Source organism: Pseudoalteromonas sp. SG44-17 (genome assembly GCF_014164235.1).
GTDB classification, from domain to species: domain Bacteria; phylum Pseudomonadota; class Gammaproteobacteria; order Enterobacterales; family Alteromonadaceae; genus Pseudoalteromonas; species Pseudoalteromonas rhizosphaerae.
Window position 1 is genome coordinate 224,709 of record NZ_JACJEV010000003.1, and the last position, 20,994, is coordinate 245,702.

Annotated in this window: 25 protein-coding genes; 4 read left to right on the plus strand and 21 right to left on the minus strand. The window is 38.8% G+C overall.

Annotated elements, in window-relative coordinates; genetic code table 11:
* Positions 1-68 precede the first annotated feature (68 nt).
* The gene (locus H5182_RS03825; protein WP_182734668.1) at positions 69-743 is read left to right on the plus strand and encodes a hypothetical protein; all 675 of its coding nucleotides are present in this window, start codon (positions 69-71) and stop codon (positions 741-743) included.
* Here the strand turns inward: H5182_RS03825 and H5182_RS03830 are convergent, their stop codons facing one another.
* From H5182_RS03830 to H5182_RS03875, 11 genes are all read right to left on the minus strand, one after another.
* A complete protein-coding gene (locus H5182_RS03830; protein WP_182731471.1) occupies positions 744-902 on the minus strand; it encodes a hypothetical protein in 159 nt (52 codons plus the stop codon).
* A gap of 192 nt (positions 903-1,094) precedes the next feature.
* Positions 1,095-1,634 (minus strand): hypothetical protein, encoded by a 540-nt coding sequence (locus tag H5182_RS03835; RefSeq protein ID WP_182759560.1) that lies wholly within the window; start codon positions 1,632-1,634, stop codon positions 1,095-1,097.
* Between the two features lie 133 nt (positions 1,635-1,767).
* Positions 1,768-1,929: a hypothetical protein gene (locus H5182_RS03840; RefSeq protein WP_182759561.1), complete on the minus strand. Its 162-nt coding sequence runs from the start codon at positions 1,927-1,929 to the stop codon at positions 1,768-1,770.
* A 760-nt stretch (positions 1,930-2,689) separates the two neighbouring features.
* The gene (locus H5182_RS03845; protein ID WP_182759562.1) at positions 2,690-3,007 is read right to left on the minus strand and encodes a hypothetical protein; all 318 of its coding nucleotides are present in this window, start codon (positions 3,005-3,007) and stop codon (positions 2,690-2,692) included.
* Positions 3,008-3,016: 9 nt separating this feature from the next.
* Positions 3,017-3,166 carry a hypothetical protein gene (locus H5182_RS22160; RefSeq protein WP_220497067.1) on the minus strand — a complete coding sequence of 50 codons (150 nt, stop codon included), beginning with the start codon at positions 3,164-3,166 and terminating at the stop codon, positions 3,017-3,019.
* A 143-nt stretch (positions 3,167-3,309) separates the two neighbouring features.
* Complete coding sequence (locus H5182_RS03850) at positions 3,310-3,798, minus strand: hypothetical protein (RefSeq protein WP_182731475.1); 489 nt, start codon at positions 3,796-3,798, stop codon at positions 3,310-3,312.
* A 340-nt stretch (positions 3,799-4,138) separates the two neighbouring features.
* Complete coding sequence (locus H5182_RS03855) at positions 4,139-4,669, minus strand: hypothetical protein (RefSeq protein ID WP_182759563.1); 531 nt, start codon at positions 4,667-4,669, stop codon at positions 4,139-4,141.
* 62 nt (positions 4,670-4,731) lie between these two features.
* Positions 4,732-6,090, minus strand: coding sequence for an RHS repeat domain-containing protein (locus tag H5182_RS03860; protein ID WP_182759564.1), 1,359 nt, complete (start codon positions 6,088-6,090; stop codon positions 4,732-4,734).
* 239 nt (positions 6,091-6,329) lie between these two features.
* Positions 6,330-6,758, minus strand: coding sequence for a hypothetical protein (locus H5182_RS03865; protein ID WP_182759565.1), 429 nt, complete (start codon positions 6,756-6,758; stop codon positions 6,330-6,332).
* Between the two features lie 459 nt (positions 6,759-7,217).
* Entirely contained in the window at positions 7,218-7,490 is a 273-nt protein-coding gene (locus tag H5182_RS03870; RefSeq protein WP_182731479.1) for a hypothetical protein, read from the minus strand.
* Positions 7,491-7,862: 372 nt separating this feature from the next.
* Positions 7,863-9,338 (minus strand): PLP-dependent aminotransferase family protein, encoded by a 1,476-nt coding sequence (locus tag H5182_RS03875; protein WP_182759566.1) that lies wholly within the window; start codon positions 9,336-9,338, stop codon positions 7,863-7,865.
* Positions 9,339-9,453: 115 nt separating this feature from the next.
* Here H5182_RS03875 and H5182_RS03880 point away from each other — a divergent pair, with 115 nt between their 5' ends.
* Together H5182_RS03880 and H5182_RS03885 are read left to right on the plus strand one after the other, a co-directional pair.
* The gene (locus tag H5182_RS03880) at positions 9,454-10,029 is read left to right on the plus strand and encodes a GNAT family N-acetyltransferase (protein ID WP_182759567.1); all 576 of its coding nucleotides are present in this window, start codon (positions 9,454-9,456) and stop codon (positions 10,027-10,029) included.
* Entirely contained in the window at positions 10,029-10,631 is a 603-nt protein-coding gene (locus H5182_RS03885; protein ID WP_182734674.1) for an FMN-binding negative transcriptional regulator, read from the plus strand. The genes H5182_RS03880 and H5182_RS03885 overlap by 1 nt, the downstream gene beginning before the upstream one ends.
* 79 nt (positions 10,632-10,710) lie before the next feature.
* On the opposite strand, the gene cyoE is transcribed toward H5182_RS03885, so the two are convergent.
* From cyoE to H5182_RS03915, 6 genes are all read right to left on the minus strand, one after another.
* Entirely contained in the window at positions 10,711-11,595 is an 885-nt protein-coding gene (gene cyoE, locus H5182_RS03890) for a heme o synthase (RefSeq protein ID WP_145241352.1), read from the minus strand.
* 46 nt (positions 11,596-11,641) lie between these two features.
* Positions 11,642-12,001 carry a cytochrome o ubiquinol oxidase subunit IV gene (gene cyoD / locus H5182_RS03895; protein ID WP_145241350.1) on the minus strand — a complete coding sequence of 120 codons (360 nt, stop codon included), beginning with the start codon at positions 11,999-12,001 and terminating at the stop codon, positions 11,642-11,644.
* Positions 12,001-12,621, minus strand: coding sequence for a cytochrome o ubiquinol oxidase subunit III (gene cyoC, locus H5182_RS03900; protein WP_145241348.1), 621 nt, complete (start codon positions 12,619-12,621; stop codon positions 12,001-12,003). The genes cyoD and cyoC overlap by 1 nt, the downstream gene beginning before the upstream one ends.
* On the minus strand, positions 12,618-14,621 hold the full coding sequence (gene cyoB, locus H5182_RS03905; RefSeq protein ID WP_182759568.1) for a cytochrome o ubiquinol oxidase subunit I: 2,004 nt from the start codon (positions 14,619-14,621) through the stop codon (positions 12,618-12,620). The genes cyoC and cyoB overlap by 4 nt, the downstream gene beginning before the upstream one ends.
* 2 nt (positions 14,622-14,623) lie before the next feature.
* Complete coding sequence (gene cyoA, locus H5182_RS03910) at positions 14,624-15,547, minus strand: ubiquinol oxidase subunit II (protein ID WP_145241343.1); 924 nt, start codon at positions 15,545-15,547, stop codon at positions 14,624-14,626.
* A 247-nt stretch (positions 15,548-15,794) separates the two neighbouring features.
* Positions 15,795-16,208 carry a hypothetical protein gene (locus H5182_RS03915; RefSeq protein ID WP_182759569.1) on the minus strand — a complete coding sequence of 138 codons (414 nt, stop codon included), beginning with the start codon at positions 16,206-16,208 and terminating at the stop codon, positions 15,795-15,797.
* A gap of 1,274 nt (positions 16,209-17,482) precedes the next feature.
* On the opposite strand from H5182_RS03915, the gene H5182_RS03920 reads away from it, so the two are divergent.
* Positions 17,483-17,800, plus strand: coding sequence for a hypothetical protein (locus H5182_RS03920; RefSeq protein WP_182759570.1), 318 nt, complete (start codon positions 17,483-17,485; stop codon positions 17,798-17,800).
* Between the two features lie 235 nt (positions 17,801-18,035).
* Here H5182_RS03920 and H5182_RS03925 read toward each other — a convergent pair whose 3' ends face one another.
* From H5182_RS03925 to H5182_RS03940, 4 genes are all read right to left on the minus strand, one after another.
* Complete coding sequence (locus H5182_RS03925) at positions 18,036-19,166, minus strand: PepSY domain-containing protein (RefSeq protein WP_182759571.1); 1,131 nt, start codon at positions 19,164-19,166, stop codon at positions 18,036-18,038.
* Positions 19,167-19,240: 74 nt separating this feature from the next.
* Entirely contained in the window at positions 19,241-19,414 is a 174-nt protein-coding gene (locus tag H5182_RS03930) for a TonB-dependent receptor (protein ID WP_182759572.1), read from the minus strand.
* A gap of 223 nt (positions 19,415-19,637) precedes the next feature.
* Positions 19,638-19,850 (minus strand): (Na+)-NQR maturation NqrM, encoded by a 213-nt coding sequence (gene nqrM / locus H5182_RS03935; protein WP_149982042.1) that lies wholly within the window; start codon positions 19,848-19,850, stop codon positions 19,638-19,640.
* 84 nt (positions 19,851-19,934) lie between these two features.
* On the minus strand, positions 19,935-20,966 hold the full coding sequence (locus tag H5182_RS03940; RefSeq protein ID WP_145241331.1) for an FAD:protein FMN transferase: 1,032 nt from the start codon (positions 20,964-20,966) through the stop codon (positions 19,935-19,937).
* Positions 20,967-20,994 lie beyond the last annotated feature (28 nt).

The following is a 20,994-nucleotide window of genomic DNA, read 5'->3' on the forward strand; positions in this document are numbered from 1 at the left end:
CAGAGTATAAAACTGCTAAAACAGTATTTTTGACTACACTTTAAATTCATACCTTTATTGAGATCATTATGCGACTGTTGTTTATTTTGTTACTTGCATTTATGTCGAGTATTGCTAACGCCGAAGAAGAAGCTGTAAAAGAAGAGCTTCCGCCGATTAACCCAGCTTACAATGCAGAGCATGCTATGGTGCTCGTTAATCAAGGCTCGCGTATTTTTGCAGTTAGCCTACCGACTTATAAATTACCTCACGATGTGCAAGTTGTTTATCAAATTGAAAACCCAGATGTCGCTTTTTTAAGCCTGGTACGTGATGCAGAGCTTATTACTATCAAACCACAACCATTTAATATTCAACGGCTAATGCGTGGCGAAGAACTAACAATTACGGCAGATGTGTATGCCGGACACTACCAGCGCGATGGCAGTTTGGTTTATCAACATAGACCTATTGTAATGAGTAAATTACTTTATGCGCGGGAATTAACTGATTTGAACGAATCATCGCAGTGGCAAGAATACGACATGATCACCCTCAAAAATAATGAGCGAATTTATATCCATAAAATAACCCAAGCACCGAGTTTTAATCACCTTATTTTTGCAGATTTAACTAATGCCTGTCTGCAAAAATTTCGCACATCAAAACGCGTCCCAAATGCTAGCGAATTAACCTATAAATTTGCCAACTGTGGCACCTTAAAGCCGCTCTATTTTGATGTTGAAGGTTTGCAGTCAAAGTGACTAAAAACTCAACGAGATATGTGAAATGTTGTTAATAACATTGAAAAACATGTTTGCTTGTTCATCAGGCATCACTTGCTCTCCCCAGTAGTAAACATAAGAGCGTCCATCACTGCCATGAAATTGTATCCAATGGTTATCCCGTTGAAGGTTTTGCATTATCTACTTCAACACCTTCACAACGCCAATAATCATCAGTTCATTGCTACTGAACTAGCAGCACTGAAAAAAAACACATAACAAGAAAATACTAATTTTAAACATATTAAACTCCCAACAACGTTATTTTAAATTTTTAATATAAAGCTTTAATCGCAATAAAAGATAAAAAAAGGAAATATCTGTCTCTATTTATTCTTTTAGGTAACCACTACCGATTATTAATTTTGTATTATCTTTTGATGGGTAAAAACTGTGCCAGTCATAATTTTCGAATAAAACAACTTGTCTGTTTTTTTTATCAACATAAATATAGCGAACTTTGGGTTTACTTGAAATTTCTAAAGTGACAGCTAAGTTCTGCCAGTTATCTATAAAGTCCGCACTACATATAGGTAATTTATAAAGGCCATCGATTAAATTAAGCAGCTTATTGAAGTGACTACCTTCATGTTCAACTGATGGTGTTTTATCTATACTATAACTAATATCATAACGTTCACTTCGGTAATTATGTACTTCAAAAGTACGTGCTCCAATATTAATCTTTTCCTTGCTAATAAACTCCCCTTTGGCCGTTAATATGTCACGCTCAAATAAAACTTTTGATTCCGTTTCAATCTGAAACTGTTTGAACGGTACTTTTAAACCAGTAACATAATTAAGCTCTATAAGTTTTATTGCCTCTATTGTTTTTTCACATGAAAAAGCCACTGATGAAATACTTATCATTAGTAATATCAATAATCTTACCAACATCTCATTGTATCCCCGCATTTTGATGCAACGTCCCTTATATAAGACTTTTCAATTTCATTTATTGAATGCATGAACGATTGCGATTTCTCATAATACTGATCCGCCGTTAAAGTTGCGCTCCAAACTCCCCTGCTTGGCGCGCGGAAGGCCCGACAGAGGTTGCGGTAGTACCTAATAGATCCCCAGTTAGGGTCATACCACCTTCAAATATACTCGTCGCATATGGCATAGCTTCTTCCACTGCGGCACTATTAAGGCCATCAAACATTGCTCTCCTATACAAGAACCAGCTGAGTCAGGTCTTGCATATTGCCTTTTAAAAGAAAGACCTGAACCTACTCTCCCTGCACGTTAACCGCTCATATTTTAAATGTTGGATATCCCCAATGTCTGAGCCATAAAGGGTTGGTTATGTGAAAACATAAACCACGGATTTGTTATAGCGCAGGGCATAAGCACTGCCAAAAACTGGACTGACATTGGCACTAAAAGATAACTGAGGCGAAAGCCAAGGACCTTAATTTGTATGGCGTTCTTTATTCAAGCCACAGTGCATATTCACACCAATCGACGTCATTACTGGATGTATAGCCATATTTAAATTGAGTTTAAAAAGTAAGAAAACTTGGTTTTTTGAATAAAAAGATCAAGAAAACACAGCTGCCTGCTTAACCGGAACTTTCTAATGGGTGACTCTACGCTCCCTAAATGCCATGAAATTGTACCCAATGGTTATCCCACTGAAGATATACATTTTCCACTTCAACACCTTTACCACGCCAATGATCATCAGTTCATTGCTACTGAACTAGCAGCACTGAAAAAACACATAATTAGAAAATACTAATTTTAAACATATTAAACTCTCAACAAAGTTATTTTAAATTTTTAATATAAAGCTTTAGTCGCAATAAAATAAAAAGGCAAAAATAAAGACCTGGCACTATTTATTTTTCTCTCCTTTTTTATTCTTCAAAAAAAAATAAAATTAAATTCCATACAGCTATCAACAATTTTATTTTCAGCGACTATACTTTTATTATTTTTACTGATTCCCTGCTGTAGGGGTGCTTCAAATAACTATACTTATCAATAAGCTCTATTTCCCCTTTCGAATTTATAAAAACAAATAAATTCAACTTCGCTGCTTTAAAATCATTATGAGAGAATACACTTGAGTTAAGGGCCGTTACTTTTATAGAATCAAACAGTTCACTACCACAAAAGTTATAATCAACTCTAATAGAGCAGCCTTTAAAAGAGAGAGCACAATTAGGATCTGTAGCATATACCTCAAACATAAATATTAAGCTAAACATATAAAAAATAAGGCGTTTAATTTTCATACTTCACTCTCAGGGTAACTTTTTCCAACTTCGATAAATATCTTCACCGTTTGTAACAGTCCAATTTTCATTTGGCGATGGGGCGTTTGCAAAATTTGATAAAAAAACGGTTGTATGGCCAATTTCATGAGCTAAAAGGGTATCAATAGACTGCATCATTGTAATTTTTCTTGCATTAAAGATATCAACATCTCCGTAATACACATAATTATCACTTGCCTGAAAAGCGGATTCTTCAGGGTCAAAGGGTCAGGTCTTGCATCTTGCCTTTTATTATAAAAGTCAAAAAGAAAGACCTGACCCTATTTATTCTTTTTCACACTCAACTCAAAAATTAGGTTTTCATTTCCTTCTATTAGGTAAGAAATTTTAACAACTCGTCCCTCTTGGATTGTATCTGAATCATGCTTTCTATTCGCAAAAAAGATGCTTTCTGTTCCGTAATCATTATACTTAAAGCGTACTCCACCAACTGTAAAAGTCTCTTCTCTACTATTTCTTTCAACAATTTGAATATCTTCAATAATTCCTTCAACTGTAGAATAACTTCCAGAGTCTATGTCATTAGATTTTGATACTAGGCCATAAAATGAAAGTGACTGCATTACAAAAAAGCCAAATACAAATAAGAAACCAAGCCAGAAGTTAACTTTCTTTTTAAATTGTAGTTTCTTCTCGTACCAGTATTTTATTTTCGGGCAGCACAATAATAGTAGAACAGAACAAACAAGTGTTAAGTAAAAACTAAATTTGGTGCCCATAAAATCGGACTGATAATAGATTTCAAACATAAACTAAATCTCCTCCGATTAATCTATTGGCGCGTCGTTGTCATATGTACCATATTAGCTCCGCTTCCCCAGCCAATATCAAAACCGAAAGACGTATTAGATACCACACCCGGCCCATAAGTTATAGCAACATCCAACCCAAAGGGACTAAATGTGAGCAGTCAAAGGGTCAGGTCTTGCATCTTGCCTTTTATTATAAAAGTCAAAAAGAAAGACCTGACCCTACTAATTCTATATTAAACTCTCAACAACGTTATTTTAACTATTACTACAAAACTGTAATCGCAAATAAAATACAAAGGAAAATAGAAAGACCTGACCCCACCATTTCTATTTAAATTTATTTATTTATTTCCTTTTCAAAAACCCCACCAATTAAGATCCGATCATTATACTTGGTCTTAATTATAAAGCTCGCATCTTTCCAGTCGCCTTCGTGATACCAAACAATTACATTTTCAGTTTTAGACGAAAAAACCTCAATATATTTTGACCCTGAATGTACAATAAGTGAAGTAAGAGCCAAATAATTTGCGATTTTTTTAGGCTTACAGGACAAGGTATTATCTTTTCTAAAATCATTAATAATGGAAATCAAAACATCAAAGTAATTATTATTAACAAGGTTTATAGTTGGTAGCGCGTTAACTACCATCTCTGTAAAATGAAGTTCGTAGTTATCATTTTCATATATATTCACAACTAGAGGTCGCTCGTCCGTGCCTATATTTTCACTATAATAGCTAGAGTCTTTAGGTATACCCACTTCCAAACCCTCAGAACTCTCTAGATTAAAATGTTTCAAAGATTCAATGGGACTTTTATCAATAAAACGATAAATTTTCATAACTTCAACATCAGATGCAGACAAGTTACACCCCGCATAACAAATATTAGAAAATAAACCTAAGAGAATAGTTTGGAGTATTCTTTTTAACATCTGAATGCACTTCCACAATTTTCTGCATAATATTTCAACGAGCGGCTATCTAGTTTGTTGAGAGTCATTTTAAAACTGTCTGAACGGCTATAATAATTATTTGCCGCCGATGCCGCCGCCCATAGCCCCATGGCCCCGTCAGCTTGAGCCATCACGCCAATATTAGGTAGAGAGACTCCAACAGCTTGTTTAATTGTTTGCTCGGGATCTCCTATTAATGTCATGCCGCCACTGGCAATCGACATAGCTGAAGGTAACAACTCATTAAATGCATCCACACTTAGGTCGTTTATCATAAAAGTCCGAATTCGTCTAGCAACAAGACTAGACCTCACAATATTCGCTCCATTACCTTTTGTATAGCCGCCCCTGATAGCCCATCCAGCTATCTTAGCTCGATCTCCTATATCTCTATAGTTTAATTTAGCTAAATGTTCACGAACCGCTCGTGCATGTTCTTTAATCTGCTGCTTTTTGGCTTCAACAGCCCCTGCTCCTTCAGCATTATACCACCATTGCATTGCTGAGGTGACGGCGCCATTGGCAAACTTTCCACCCGTAAGTTTAGACACGGTGCCGCCCACAACCCCTGCAATCGCGGTACGACTATATGCATTACCAAATTCAGTGGTTTTTGGATTCATAAATCCTTTCATACTGGCGGTGACTAAGGAGCTGACAAAGCCATGACCAAATTTACCACCTTGCAAGACTGCAGAAACGCCTCCTACCATCGCATGCGATGCCACATTTTGAACAGCAGTCCACCCACCAACATCAAAATCTAAGTTAGCACCAATGTGTTGAGAAATATCTATTGTAACCGACGAAATTACGTAAGCCTTTAAAGCTGCACCAAAACTACCGGTAACCGCATAGGTTTTTAAGCCTTGATATAACGGTAATGCATAAGGTGCCCAAATCCCTATTGCTATACTTACAGCCGCATCGAGTATCGGAATACTGGCAATGGCTTTGAGTATTGATGTAAGCCCCGTTATTTTCATTAGCTTTTTCAAGAAATAACCGCTGGGGTCGTTATAGGTCAGCGGGTTATTTAACACATAACTACAGCGGTTATGACTTTGCGTTAAATTAGGGAACTGGACAAAGGGATCCGCTTGTAAAAAACGACCAATGTTGGCATCGTAGATGCGGCCATTCATGTGGATGACTTCCAGCTCATCCATTTGTTCATGGTCGGTGAAGCTGCGCATTTGCGACAATAACATCGCATTACTTGTGAGTGCTTGGCTTGTATAAACTTGTTGCTGCTTGCCCCACGGATCATAAATGTATTGGCCAATGCCTTTACCTTGTTGATCTGTAATAAGCACCGTAGAGCCAAGCATATCTGTATGGGCTACTTGTACTTTTTGTACTTGTCCTTCAATTTGGCTTAGTTCAGAAGAAAAGGGACAGCCATATATTTTTGATTTCCCATAATAGCTATCTGTCGTTAAAGTTACACTCCCACCCGATTAAGCTACTCACTTAACCAAACCATCCAGCTTGTCTCAAATTATCATTTAAAGCGTTATTATAAACCGAGCTAAATAATATAATTACCATTTTAAATTAATATGAAAATCTAATTTCCCCCACTCCAATTCTTAACTAACTTCTCAAATGGAATATCTACCGAAAGCACGCACACTTCTCCATTACCACTTTCATTTGAGCGATATTCAAAATTAGCTATTAATTCAGAATATAAATTAGAATCAAACCAAATTGCAGAGACAACGAATTTATTATTTTCTTTATACTCTTCAATTTTAGAGTATAAAGATAATCGACTATCTTTTTTATTAAGTAAAAACATTACACTTTCAATCTTCAAGCCTGAAAATTCTTTAGGATAAAAAACATACAGCTGCGTTGCATCGTTGAAAATAGTTTCTGACTTATAAACATGTTCAATCAAATTTTCTTTTTTTGGACAACCATTCTGCGCTTTATTAATAAAGACTTCATTTGAGGTAATTGCTGCCATCATTACAAAAATTACATTAATCATTTTTTACACTCGACCTATACTCTTTGAAATTACAGATTCAGGTTTATTGCTTCATAACACTACTTATATGCCAGCATCGAAAAACCGTCACTGAGGAATTATGACAAGCTATTATGAAGCAAGTGAGCTGAACCCTATTTGTTCGTGGTTTTTGTGCAGTCAATTTCTTCTTCGTAAAGTTTGTCGCTGTAATACGTGGTGTCATTGGCGTTCACTTACATAAAACGCTGATGTTGCGGGCCACAAGTAAAGTTGAGGGTTTGCACATCTTTTAATATTTACGTGGGTTTACCCATAGCGTTATAGCTCGCGCTGGTGAAGCCGTCACCTCACGTCATGTTTCCACGGAAGTTTTAGCTAAAGGTGCGCCAACTACCGCTACGTACAGGTATTTACTCTAATTCAAGTTCAAATAAGTTGACAGGCAAAAAGAAAGACCTGACACGATTTATTTTTCTTCTAATCAACAATTTCTAAAAAAATTAAAATTCTAAATGCAATTGCAAATACTAAAAGTGATAAACCTAAATAAAAAGCAATTCTAAGTGGCAAAAATACGTCATCTTCATACTTACGTTTTCTATAAAAAATAAAAAAAGTGTATTTATAATGAAAAGTAGAAGATAAATATAAAAATGACTCTTTAGCGTCATCAATAAAACCACTAATTGGATTATAAGAAAAAACCACGTTAAAGCTATTATAATCATCCCCCCTTAATTTTTTATTCACGATAAAGCAGGTTTATTTATTAGTTTATTCGAATTGGTTTAAATCCACTGAAGTAATTGATGTTGCTAAGATGGACTGGTTCCTTAAAATAGCATCAAGCAAGTACTCAATTTGAACACTAAATCTCATTGTAAATTTAAGTCCCCCCCAATTCAATTTATGCAACTCAACTGTAAGCTGTCTTACTTGTTGTCCATAGCCCCTACTCCCACCACATGTTAGCTCAGTTTTTAATCACATTCTTATATGATTAACCGACTGATTAATAAAATATTTAAAGTTATATATAGATCCAGATTATGAAAAATTAATAACTAAAGCCATAACAAAAGTAATAGCAATAAAGTTATCTATGATTAACTTTCTACTATATTATTTTCGTACACTGGCATACAACTCCTGCATTACAAGCTGTAAACCTTGCTGCATGTTCTCACTCGATTGTCCTGCAAAACCAAGCCGAGCATAGCTATAGTTTATGGGTTTTAAGCTACGTACTGAGTTGGTAAAGTAAAACTCGGCTTGGGTTTGTAAATATATACCTTGCTTTGCTAACTGCGCTTTTAAGTGCTGAGTGTCTTTATTAAAGTTGACCCACATCGCCATGCCGCCGTCGGGCTTTTTATATTCTATAGGATGCCCAAGTGCTTGTAGCTCTATTAAATAGGCATCCATCGCTTCATAGCGCTGTTTATACAGTTTGGTCATACGCTTTAAATGGCGTTCAAAGCCACCTTCTTTCATCCAGTGCGCCACAGCTAATTGCATGATCACATCGTTCTTATGGTTCATCAGCTGCTTCCACGCAGTTAATTGCGCTAATACTTCAGGCGCTGCGCAGATATAACCGATACGTGCAGCTGAAAACATAATCTTTGAAAACGTCGATAGGTAAATAACTATGCCCGCGGGATCATCGGCGGCCATGGGTTGTAATGGCTGACAGCGATAATGAAATTCATGGTCGTAGTCATCTTCGATGATCATAACGTTATGGGCATAACACAGTTGATAAATTTGCAAGCGCCGCGTTGGCGATAAGGTCACGGTAGTTGGGTATTGGTGCAACGGCGTTAAGTACAGCATTTTAATTGGATAACATTCCAGCTGGGCTTTTAAATCATCAACACATAAGCCTTCATCGTCTTGTTTTATATCAACCAATTGCGCGCCACAAGCTGCAAATGCTTGCCTTGCTGGCGGATAACCTAACGTTTCTACTGCGACAAAATCATCTTTTTTTATAAACGCTTTTGCGATTAAAAACAGTGCTTCTTGCGAGCCATTGCAGATCAATACATCGCTTACGTTTAAATTACGCGCTTTGTATAAGTAATCACAAATATGAGCTTTTAATTGCTCGTTACCACTGACCTGCCCATAATGCAGTTGATTGATATCTAAGTGATTACACACATGGCTGACGGAGCGTTTAAATTCTTTTTGTGGGAAACTGGCAAGATCAGGCAAGCCACCAGCAAAGTTATATCTATACGCAGTTAAATCCATTCCAGCAGCAGGCACAGCCAATGTTTTAGCAAATTGATAAGGTTTTGCTTTCAGTATTGGAGTACTTGAGGTACTAACACTACTTTGAATGGGCAATGAGTTGGTGATCCGATAACCTGAGCGCTGCTGAGATTCAAGCCAGCCTTCCGCTACTAATAATTGCAATGCATTCATCACTGTATGGCGATTGAGCTGATAAGTGTTTGCCATGACACGCGCCGAGCTGAGTTTTACCCCTGGCGCAAGCTTGCCTTGCATTATGGCACTGCGTATCGCGCTGGCCAGTTGCAAATATTTGGCAGGCTCGGACTCATCAAATTCAATAACTAACGGCTGCATTACGACTCCAAAAACACTCTAAACTGGTCTAGTTAAAAAGCTAAAACTGGTTGTTTATTACTGACCAAAGTAGCGTACCTTTGTTATTCATAAATAGCAAAATATGGGGCTTATCATGTTTACAAAACACATTCATCAAACCAATAAGCTGGCTTTAGAGCCACTGACACAAAACCACCTAGAGGGGCTATATCAAGCAGGCCAAGATCCACAAATATGGCGTTGGGTTTTAATGAATTACACCCAAACCCGTGCAACTCTCGATGATTGGTTTATCAATACAGCGCAGTTTAATGCCGAACAACAAATAGTCTACGCCATAGTTGATAAAGTAAGTAAGCAGGTGCTTGGTACTACACGTTTATTTAGGTTAGATAAAAAAAATTACAGCGCCGAGATTGGCCACACATTTATTGCTAAAAAGTGGCAACGTAGTTTTGTAAATACCCACGCTAAATACTTGCTACTGCAATATGCGTTCGAAGAATTAGGCTTAGTGCGTATTGCTTTTAATACCCATGAACAAAACCAAAAATCGCGTAATGCTATAGCACGCCTTGGCGCGCGCTTTGAAGGCATTAGTTATAAAGACAGGTTACTTGCTGATGGCTCATACCGAAACACCGCTCAGTTCAGTATTATAGACGAGCAATGGCCGACAATAAAATCTCAGTTAGAAGGAAAACTATAATGTACCCAGCAGCCCATTTTCAACAACATGATAGCAAGCAATTACAACAGTTAGTAAATAGCTATCCACTGGCGACCATTTTAATGCCTAATACACAAAACCAACTCAATGATATATGCCGCGTGCCATTATTATATGACCCAGCTCGCGAGGTTTTTATCGGCCATGTGGCCAAATATAATCCCCTGTCATCATTTGATGGTCAATCAGTGAAGCTATTGTTTAGTGGCGATGATTGCTATTTATCGCCCGCTTACGCACACAATAAAACCCTACCTAGTTGGCTTTATTCGAGTGTTTATGTGACAGCTAAAGTGCGTATTGTTAAAGACCAACAGCACAAAGAACAGATCATGCAACGACTAACAGATCATCTTGAGCAACACTTTACTGAGCATGCTACAGATAAATGGCAAATTAATGAGGTACCCGTACAGCATCGCCATGTAATGTACCAACAATTAAGCTTTATTGAATTTATTCCTAGTCACTGGTGTGGCAATTTTAAACTTAGTCAAAACAAGCCTGCTGAAATACGTGCAGCCATAAAACAAAGCTTAATGTTAGCGGGGAAACTCAGTATTGCTGAGTTAATCAATTAGCGGTGCTATAAAAATGAAAAAAGGCTCCTCGGAGATCTTAGAGCCTTTGGTTAACTTTGAAATAAACTCGGTTTAGTAATTAGTTAAAAGCAAACAGATGCGGGGCAATATTTTGGTAATCAACTGCCATGGCGATACTCAGTGCAGTGATATTCACAATTGAAAACGCAAATACTTGGCGTGCCCAACCACTAATATCAATATTACGACGATAACCTCGCAGCGCCATTAATAACCACCAAAAACTAGTAGTGCAAGCAACAGCTAAAAAAGCCATACCGGTATAACCGCCAATGGTTAATAACATTACCACTAACGCATATACCGCGATATACAACACAATATGATGTTTAGCTTTATCAATACCTTGCGCTACCGGTAATACCGGAATACGCGCAGCTTGGTAGTCTTTATAGCGAAAAATAGCAATCGCATAAGAGTGCGGCATTTGCCACAAACTAAACATTACTAATAAGATCAACGCGCCAACATCAAACTGTGCTGAAACAGCGCAGTACCCTACCACTGGTGGTACTGCTCCTGATAAACTACCGATAAACGTGCCATACACTGAGCGACGCTTCATATATAAGCTGTAAACACCCACGTATATGACATAACCAAACACAGCAAAAAATACCGCAATCCAGTTAGTAAAAACCATTAGTAAAGCAAAGCCTAGTAAGCCAAGTACTGTGCCATGCAGCAAAGCCGTGGTTGCAGACATTTCACCGGTAACGGTTACCCGTGTTCGCGTGCGCGCCATGCGAATATCAATATCACGGTCGATCACATTATTGATCACGCAACCTGAGGCTACCACCAGCGATAAGCCAACTAATGTAGCAAGCATTAGCCAGCCATCAATATCACCACGCGAGGCGAGTAAAAACCCACCCGCAACCGAGATCAAATTACCCATGATAATACCGGGCTTAGTGACCTTTAAATAACGACGAAACATCTGCAGTTCCCCTATTCTTTGCTTTACGAAAACGTACTAGCTGGGGCTAGTACATCATCATGGCGTTCGATTCGTAGATGATCCATACAGACAGGCCAACCACCATGACGATGATCAGCGCACTGAAGATGAACGATAACGAACTGGCTTTACCGTCTTCGGTGGTAAAGTTCAGGTGCAAGAAGTATTTTAAATGCACCCAAATTTGCACAATGGCCATTACGACAACACAGGCAAATGTGGTTGGTTTTGACAATGTACCGCTCATCACCGCCCAAAATGGAATGGCCGTTAGAATGATTGATAAAACAAAACCTATTAAATAGTCTTTAACACTGCCATGTGAAGCATCACTATGGCTTTGTGTATGTAGCTCATTAAATACATGTGATTCACTGTGGCTCATTACATCACTCCCATTAAGTAAACAACGGTAAATACGCAGATCCATACCACATCTAAAAAGTGCCAAAACAAACTTAAGCAACTTAAACGTGTAACGGTTGCTGGGTTTAAACCACGACGTGACACTTCGAACATCATCGTCGCCATCCAAATCAGACCAGCGGTTACGTGCATACCGTGTAAGCCTACTAAAGAGAAGAACGAGGTTAAAAATGCGCTGCGCTGCGGGCCATTACCATGGGCAATTAAATGATGAAATTCATAAATTTCCATACCAATAAACACAGCACCAAAAGCAAAAGTAATTGCCAGCCACGTTAATGTAGCAGCCTTCTTTTGCGCATGAGCTGAGATCATCGCAAAACCAAAAGTGATACTACTTAGTAGCAATGCAGCAGTTTCAACCGCTACAAAGTCCAGTTCAAAAATATCTTTGCCAGATACGCCACCCGCTGTATTCATATAAAGCACAGCGTAGGTGGCAAAAAATGAGGCAAACAATAAGCAGTCGGTCATTAAGTAAAGCCAAAAACCAAATACCGTATCGCCACCAGTATCATGATGCTCGTGAGCATGGGCATCATGATTGATGATATTTATATCTGCAGAGGTAGCACTCATGCGCTGAACTCCTTACCTTGGTTAAATGTTGTTGCACTTTTATTATGTGCACTTTCAATTTCAAGAATTTCTTCTGGTTGCACGTAGTAATCAACATCACTGGTGTAACAGCGCTTAAAGAATACCGTGATGCCAGCAATAACACCGACAATTGCCAACCACCAAATATGCCAAATCATGGCAAAACAGAATGTGGTAAAACACGCACTCATCATCACCCCTGCCGAAGTATTTTTTGGCATATGAATAGGCGCATAGCTTGCTTGTTGTTGATACGCTTGGCCTTTTTCTTTCATATCAGTCCAAGTATCGATATCGTGTACATGCGTTATAGTAGCGAAGTTATAGTATTGTGGTGGTGACGATGTTGACCACTCAAGTGTGTGTCCATTCCACGGATCGCCGGTTGTATCTTTTAATGCTTCGCGATTTTTAAAGCTCACAATAAGCTGTACAACTTGGAACAATATACCAAACATAATGATCACCGCACCGACAAAGGCAATGTACAACCAGATATTCCAATCTGGGTTATTGGTGTGGTTTAAGCGACGTGTCATACCTAAGAAACCAAGTACGTATAACGGCATAAATGCAACAAAGAAACCAATTAACCAACACCAGAAAGACGCCTTGCCCCAACCTTCGTGAAGTTTAAAGCCCATTGCTTTCGGGAACCAAAATGCGAAACCAGCCAAGTATCCAAATACCGCACCGCCGATGATGGTGTTATGAAAATGTGCAATCAGGAATAGGCTGTTGTGCAATACATAATCAGCACCTGGGATTGCTAGTAGTACCCCTGTCATCCCGCCGATGGTAAAGGTCACCATAAAGCCAAGTGTCCAAAGTACAGGAACTGTGATGCGTAAACGACCACGATAAATAGTAAATAACCAGTTAAACAGTTTCACTCCGGTGGGCACCGCAATGACCATGGTCATTACGCCAAAGAATGCATTAACATTAGCACTGGACCCCATAGTGAAGAAATGGTGTAACCAAACAATAAAACCTAAGATAGAAATTGCACCGCTGGCATAAACCATAGATTTATAACCAAATAAACGTTTACCGGTAAAGGTCGAGATAACTTCAGAGAAAATACCAAACGCAGGTAAAATCAAGATATACACTTCAGGATGACCCCAAGCCCAGAACAGGTTGATGTACATCATGGCGTTACCGCCAGCTTCATTAGTAAAGAAGTGGAAATCTAAATAACGGTCTAGCGTTAACATAGTCAACACCGCAGTTAAGATTGGGAATGACGCAGCAATTAAGATATTTGCCCATGTACATGTCCAGGTAAAAATTGGCATTTGCATTAAACGCATACCAGGGGCACGCATTTTAAACACTGTTACTAAAAAGTTTACTGCCGTTAATAGTGTACCAATACCTGATATTTGCAGTGCCCAAATATAATAATCGACCCCGACTCCAGGGCTAAAAGACATCTCCGATAGCGGCGGATAAGCCACCCAACCGGTTTTTGCAAATTCACCACAGAACAATGAAATATTAATTAATATTGCACCACCGGCAGTAAGCCAAAAACTTAAATTATTTAAAAACGGAAATGCTACATCGCGCGCACCAATTTGCAGTGGCAATACAATGTTCATTAGACCAATCATAAATGGCATCGCCATAAAGATGATCATGATCACCCCATGCGCGGTGAAGATTTGGTCATAATGCTCTGGCGGCAAATAACCCGTTGCGCCTCCTGTAGCAAGCGCCAATTGTGCCCGCATCATAATGGCATCTGAGAAACCACGAAACAGCATGATCAAGGCAAGGATAATGTACATCACACCTAAGCGTTTATGATCGATTGAGGTGATCCAGTCGTGCCATAGCACACCCCATTTTTTATATTTTGTGACTAAAGCTGCAATCAATGCCCCTGCAATCACTACTACCGCCATTGTCACCATCAAAATAGGTTCATGGAACGGAATGGCATCTAACGATAATTTTCCAAATAACGACATAATTATTCCTCGCCCTCGCTGTGCATTGTGTGATTTTCATGACCGCTGTGCTCAGGCATTGCACTGTGCATTTTGTTCATATCACCATGTGCTTGCATATATTTCATAATGATGGTGTGGAACAAGCCATCATCAACATCAGCAAAATAAGTCACCGGGTTGTTTTCACTCGGTAATGCCAGTGCATCATAATTCGCTTTAGTGAGCGTATTAGCTTGGCTTTTCACCTTGTTTACCCACGTATCAAAGTCAGCTTGCGTTGGCGTAGCTATGGCATTAAATTTCATACCAGTAAAACCTGCGCCGCTGTAGTTAGCAGAAAAGCCTTTAAACGTACCCGGTTCATTAGCAATCAAATGCAACTTAGTTTCCATGCCCGCCATCGAGTAGATTTGGCTACCTAGTTGTGGGATGAAAAATGAGTTCATGGTACTTTCTGAGGTGATTTTATATTCCACCGGTACATTGGCTGGAAATACCAATTCATTAACCGTAGCAATACCTTGCTCAGGATAAATAAACAGCCATTTCCAATTCAGTGATACCACTTCAACTGTTAAGTGTTTGCCTTTACCTTCAAGCGGTTTATAAGGGTCAAGCTGTTGCGTTGATTGCCAAGTAATGACACCCAGTACAATCACTATCACAATAGGAATGGCCCAGACTGCGGCTTCAATTTTTCCTGAGTGTGCCCATTTTGGCGCATAAATTTGCTGCTCTTGGCCATCACGATATTTCCACGCAAAGTACAAGGTCATCACAATCACAGGAATAACCACAATTAACATCAGCACAGTGGCAATGATGATCAGATTTTTTTCATCTATCCCAACTTGCCCTTTTGGATCAAGCACCCCGCCTTTACAGCCAGTCAGTGCGAGCACAGTTGTGCCCAGAGCAATATTACAGAGGTTTCGAATTAACAAAGGACTATCCTACAACCTAAAATTTGATATGTGCTGCCCCTACAACTCTAAATAAAAGCGTAAAAACAACGGTTTGAATATTCCTCAGGTAACTTTTTAGCGCCATAAAAAATACTAAGCATCAAAAAAGCAATAAAGGAATTTGAGGGTGTTGGTTGAATCGCAGGTACACTGCGGCTAAGCGTTATTACAGCGGACAGAATCAGCAGATTAGTTAAAAAGCCAAACTATCTATAACGAGTAGCGTTCAACCATTAACAAGAGGTGGAGCACGACAACCATGAGCGCTGTGTACTACTAAAGATGTTTTTGTTTGACGAAAAGCAAAGGCTGCTTTGCGTAAAATAACCCCAGCACGACGCGCTGGGAAAAAGTGAAAAATCAACCAACATAAACCAATGAGTAACTGGCACGACACAACTGGATATGCCAAAAAGCCCAATACATTAATTAAAGATGACTCATATACAGCCCCTTCAGTTAATAAGCTTTTTAGCTCTGTCGCATCTTCAATACTACCATTTACCAGCATGGCTGAATTAATTAATAAAATAACTAATACAGAAAATAGCTCTCGTCCGGCAAAAAGTGCACGCGCACGCAACTGCCATCTACTAAGCGTAGAGTGCGTTTTTGTTGGCGGACAATTTTGCGAATTCAAACGTATATGGCCTTATTGGTTATATATTACGAAGTAAAGAGATTGGCTTTACGCTATTTTCCACTTCGTTGTTATGATCTTCATCAATAAAGTTTCAGTAATTACTGAAATTTCCGGATGATTATAACAAAGTCAACACAAGCTACAAGTATAAAACAACATAGCGGGCTAACTTTTTATTAATATATTGAATTACAGCTATAAAAAAAGCGCCATACTGGCGCTTTAAAAATAACTTAAATGATAATTGGCGGCTTTTATAAAATAAAAAGCAACTCAAGCTAAGTTATCCCCTAACTTGAGTCGTCTTTTTGACAACATCTTCACACACAATTATAAAGATTCGTTTAATAGCGTATTCGCGATTGAATTTGGTATTGGCTGCTTCGCCATCTAACTGCGTATCGGTTAAAATAAAAAGCAACTCAAGCCAAGTTATCCCCTAACTTGAGTCGTCTTTTTGACAACATCTTCACACACAATTATAAAGATTCGTTTAATAGCGTATTCGCTATTGAATTTGGTATTGGCTGCTTCGCCATCTAACTGCATGTCGGTTAAAATAAAAAGCAACTCAAGCCAAGTTATCCCCTAACTTGAGTCGTCTTTTTGACAACATCTTCACACACAATTATAAAGATTCGGTTCTAATATTTTTCAATACGTATTGTAGATTCACTGATGAACAATAAGTTCATTTAATCGCGTGGCAGTAAATAAAAGCAGTTCAAGCTCAGGTTAACTAAACTTGAACTGTCTTTTTGACAACATCTTCACACACAATTATAAAGATTCAGTTTTAGCGTTGTTCAATAAACACTGTAATTCAGTGACAAACTTTCAGTTCGTCCAATCATGTGGCAGTAAAATAAAAACAGTTCAAGCCCAGTTTGTACTAAACTTGAACCGCCTTTGACAGCATCTTCACACACAATTATAAAGATTCTTTGTAAGCGGCTTGTTCATTTCGCTTCCTTGAAACTAAATTTAGTGTAATAGCTCAAAGCTTACAACTGATAAAAATAAATCTGATAGATGAAAAAAATTAACTCATAGACTTTAGTCTAAATTTTAGCCCTAAAATCAACTTAAATGTTCACAAAAAACTTTATCAAAAGATATTATTTTATAATAAACAATCAATTGAAAATAAAGCCCGCTAAGCATCATATATATGGAAAATGATTTCACTTAAAGTGAAGATAATTTTGGACCGATCCAGCTTAATATTATATTCTCAACAAATTTCAGAATAAGAATAACAGGATATTAATATGATTCGCAAAACCATACTAGTTGGCTTACTTAGTTACTCATTTAGCTTAACTGCCGCACCAATCGCAATGCACCAAATTAAAGGATTAAACAAAGCAGCGATTACACACGCTGATCTTGCTCCTTTACTAGATACGCTAGCTACTCACCCCAGCATAGAGCGAAAAAATTTAGGTAAATCAATTGATGCATTTTATATTGGCTCGGGGCCAATCAAAGTTATGATGTGGAGCCAAATGCATGGTGATGAAAATACGGCAAGTGCCGCATTAACGGATTTTTTAAGCTATGCAATCGAAACAAAAAATGATGCATAGCGAGAAAATTGGCAAAACAAACTATCACTGATGATCATTCCTATGGTCAATCCCGATGGGGCACAGCTGCAAACCCGTTTTAATGCGCAAGTAATAGATTTAAACCGCGATGCTAAAGCGTGGAGCTAAAGCATACTTTTTACTACGCAACGATAAACACATCGAATACGCCGTATTAGGTAGTCAACTTATAAAACTTTAAATTTAAGTACGTTAGCCCTGTTCTCAGGGCTTGTTATTTTTTGCGATCTTTTTTGGCTGTATTTTTACGTAGATAATAACGATACCAACCTAGCCAAGCCAACCCTAAACTTGCCAACGAGGCGATGATCCATAGTACTTTAAGGCTTAGCCCACCTACACTGCCATTATGCAGTGGATGTAGCCAGTTTTTGATTTGGTTACTTATTCCTTGCTGCCTAAGATCGAAGACCTTCACTACCTCACCTGAGCGCGGATTAATATCAATATAACTGTTTGGAAAACGTGTCGATTTATCATCACTTACCTGCATGCGCAGTCGATAATAGCCTTGGTTTACGCTGGGAGTTTCTATCCATGCAAGTCGCGCTTTAGGCAGTTGTGTTTGTGCTATTTTCACAGCCTGAGTAACACTAATTTGCGGGTTTGAAAAAGTTAACTGTGGTGCTGGTCTTGCGGCACTTTCGACTTCACCCAGTGCCCAGCCAAGCAAGCCATTGGTCTCTTTGGGCAAGGCTAGCATCGCACCGGTACTAGTAAGAATAAACAAGGGTAACAACATCACTAAACCGATTGTTTTATGCCAATCGTACATGTGTCCTAATAAAGCAGCGCGGCGCTTAAAACGCAATTGCCTCAACCAAAAACCTGACTTAGGCCACCACGCAACTAAACCTGTGAGTAATAAGAGCGCGCTGCCAATTCCAAGGTAACCGACAATAATTGTCCCTGTACTGCCAAGTAGTAAAGTAAAGTGCAAGTTATACAGCCAAGTTACTAGGTAATCGCCCCAAAATGACTGTCTGAGCAAGGTGCTGCCATCAGCTGACAACCACACCATCATAGGTGCAAAATCCTGCCCTTGAGTCTCTTGAGGGTTATAATAGCGCGCCGGAATGAATTGTTGTTCAGGGGTCACTTCAAAACGCCACGGTCCCAGCTTATCTGGATACTGCATGCGTAATGTTTTTAATGCAGTGTTGTAATCACACGGTTGCTGCGCTGCATTTACTAATTCCGGATGCAACCAGGTATCTATTTGCGGATAATAAACAAGTGCAGCTCCTGACAAGCAAAGGATCACAAAAAACATGCCAAGGCTTAACCCCAACCATAGATGGAGTCGCCTTGCCAACTTGCGCCACGCGAGTAACTGCTTACTCATTAATACTTAAACTTAATTGCAACAGATATAGCACGACCTTGTGCTGGGCTATGCAGAGTTTACAAGTCATTCCACTATACATATTCATAATACTCATCAGTTAAATTATCAACTTGCGTGCTTAACATCAGTGCCGAATTAACGTCATAAGTTGCTTTAAGACTAAGTTGTGTAAAGTCACCATATCGTCCTTGGCTATTACTTAGTGCTAATTCGTAATCAGAAAGCGCACGCAGTTTCGCAGCCAAGTTTAATTGCGTTGTTAATTAAGTTGTTAATTGATAATCAATGCCTGCAGTGAATAAACGATTAGGAATACATCATATTATACAGTCCATACGAGCTTCACTGGGTGTGACATATTGTCGCAGTGGTCGATTACTTGCCACATTTTAGCCGTAAGTGGGCATTAAAAAAGCGCCTGTTATTAAAGAGGCGCTTTTTAATGTATATTTGCTAGCTATCACGAGCTTATAATATTTGGTTTTCTTTCCAAACTTGCTCTTTTGCCATACGCTTTTTGCGTTTGTCGCATGGGTCATCACAATCACAGGCTTTATCAATGCCTACAGAGCCTAAACCACCACAGCTGCTGGCCATAGATTTCTTTTGCACTATCATGCCCACAGCCATCGCTGCGACAATTAAAAGCAGTAAACCAAACGTAAGAAGAAAAAGTGACATTGCTTAGCCCCTATTGATCAGCAATAAAATAATGCTTGATGATAATCACCAAGCTGTTGCTATTATAAACTGATTTAAACCGCGCTACAAATAGGGTTTAAATGCAGGGCTCGAATAAGTCACTAAGCCATCTTTTGATTTGCCGATCAGATAAACCGGTAAATCATTTTTTTCAGCATAGGCTTTGGCTTTATCCATCCCCATCACAGTCAGTGCTGTTGCAAGGCCGTCAGCTGTCATCGCTGATGGATGCAATACAGTAACCGATACTAGATCATGGCGACTTGGCATACCGGTTGCCGGATCAATTAAATGGCTATAGGTAATACCATCCATCTCATAGTAAATGCGATAATCACCCGATGTCGCAATGCCGTTATTACCCGGCGCTAATACACGGTGCACTTTACGCACACCAGGCTCAGCATCCGGTTGCTCAATAGCGATACGCCAATCTTGATCATTCGGTTTTTTACCTGATACACGTAACTCACCACCAATCTCAACCATATAATCAGTTAAGTCATGGCTTTCTAATAATTCAGCTACTTTATCTATCCCATAACCCTTTGCAGTAGAAGAAAATGATAATTCCAAACCCGCTACTGTTTTCGCTAGGCCTTGCTCAGTCAGTATTAGTTTATCAACCCCAATTTGTGCAACCATGGCTGCGAGTTCTTCATCTGTTGGACGTTTTGTTGGTTTTTTATCAGGACCAAAACCCCATAAATCAATCAGTGGTCCCATGGTCACATCAAGAGTCTGAGTAGACTCACCTAAGCGGATGGACTCGCTTACAACTGCTCTAAAATCACGGCTAATAGGCATAACTTGACCTGCGGGAAGACGATTAAAAGTGTTGATTTCAGAATCATCAATATAAGTCGACATTGATTGATTTATATCTTTGAGCAACAGAGTTACTTCTGGTAATAAATTTAATGAATCCAGCTTTTGTTGCTTGGCGAAGACCTTAATATGGTAAGTAGTACCCATAGTTTTACCTTCAAGGTATAACTCTTGGGGCTCATCATTTTGGCCACAGCCACTAATGAGTAAAGTGAGGGTAAGAAAAAAGATGGCAATCATGCCTTGTCGGTGAAAAACTCTATTCATAGCAGCCTACTTAAGTAATGGAAATAAA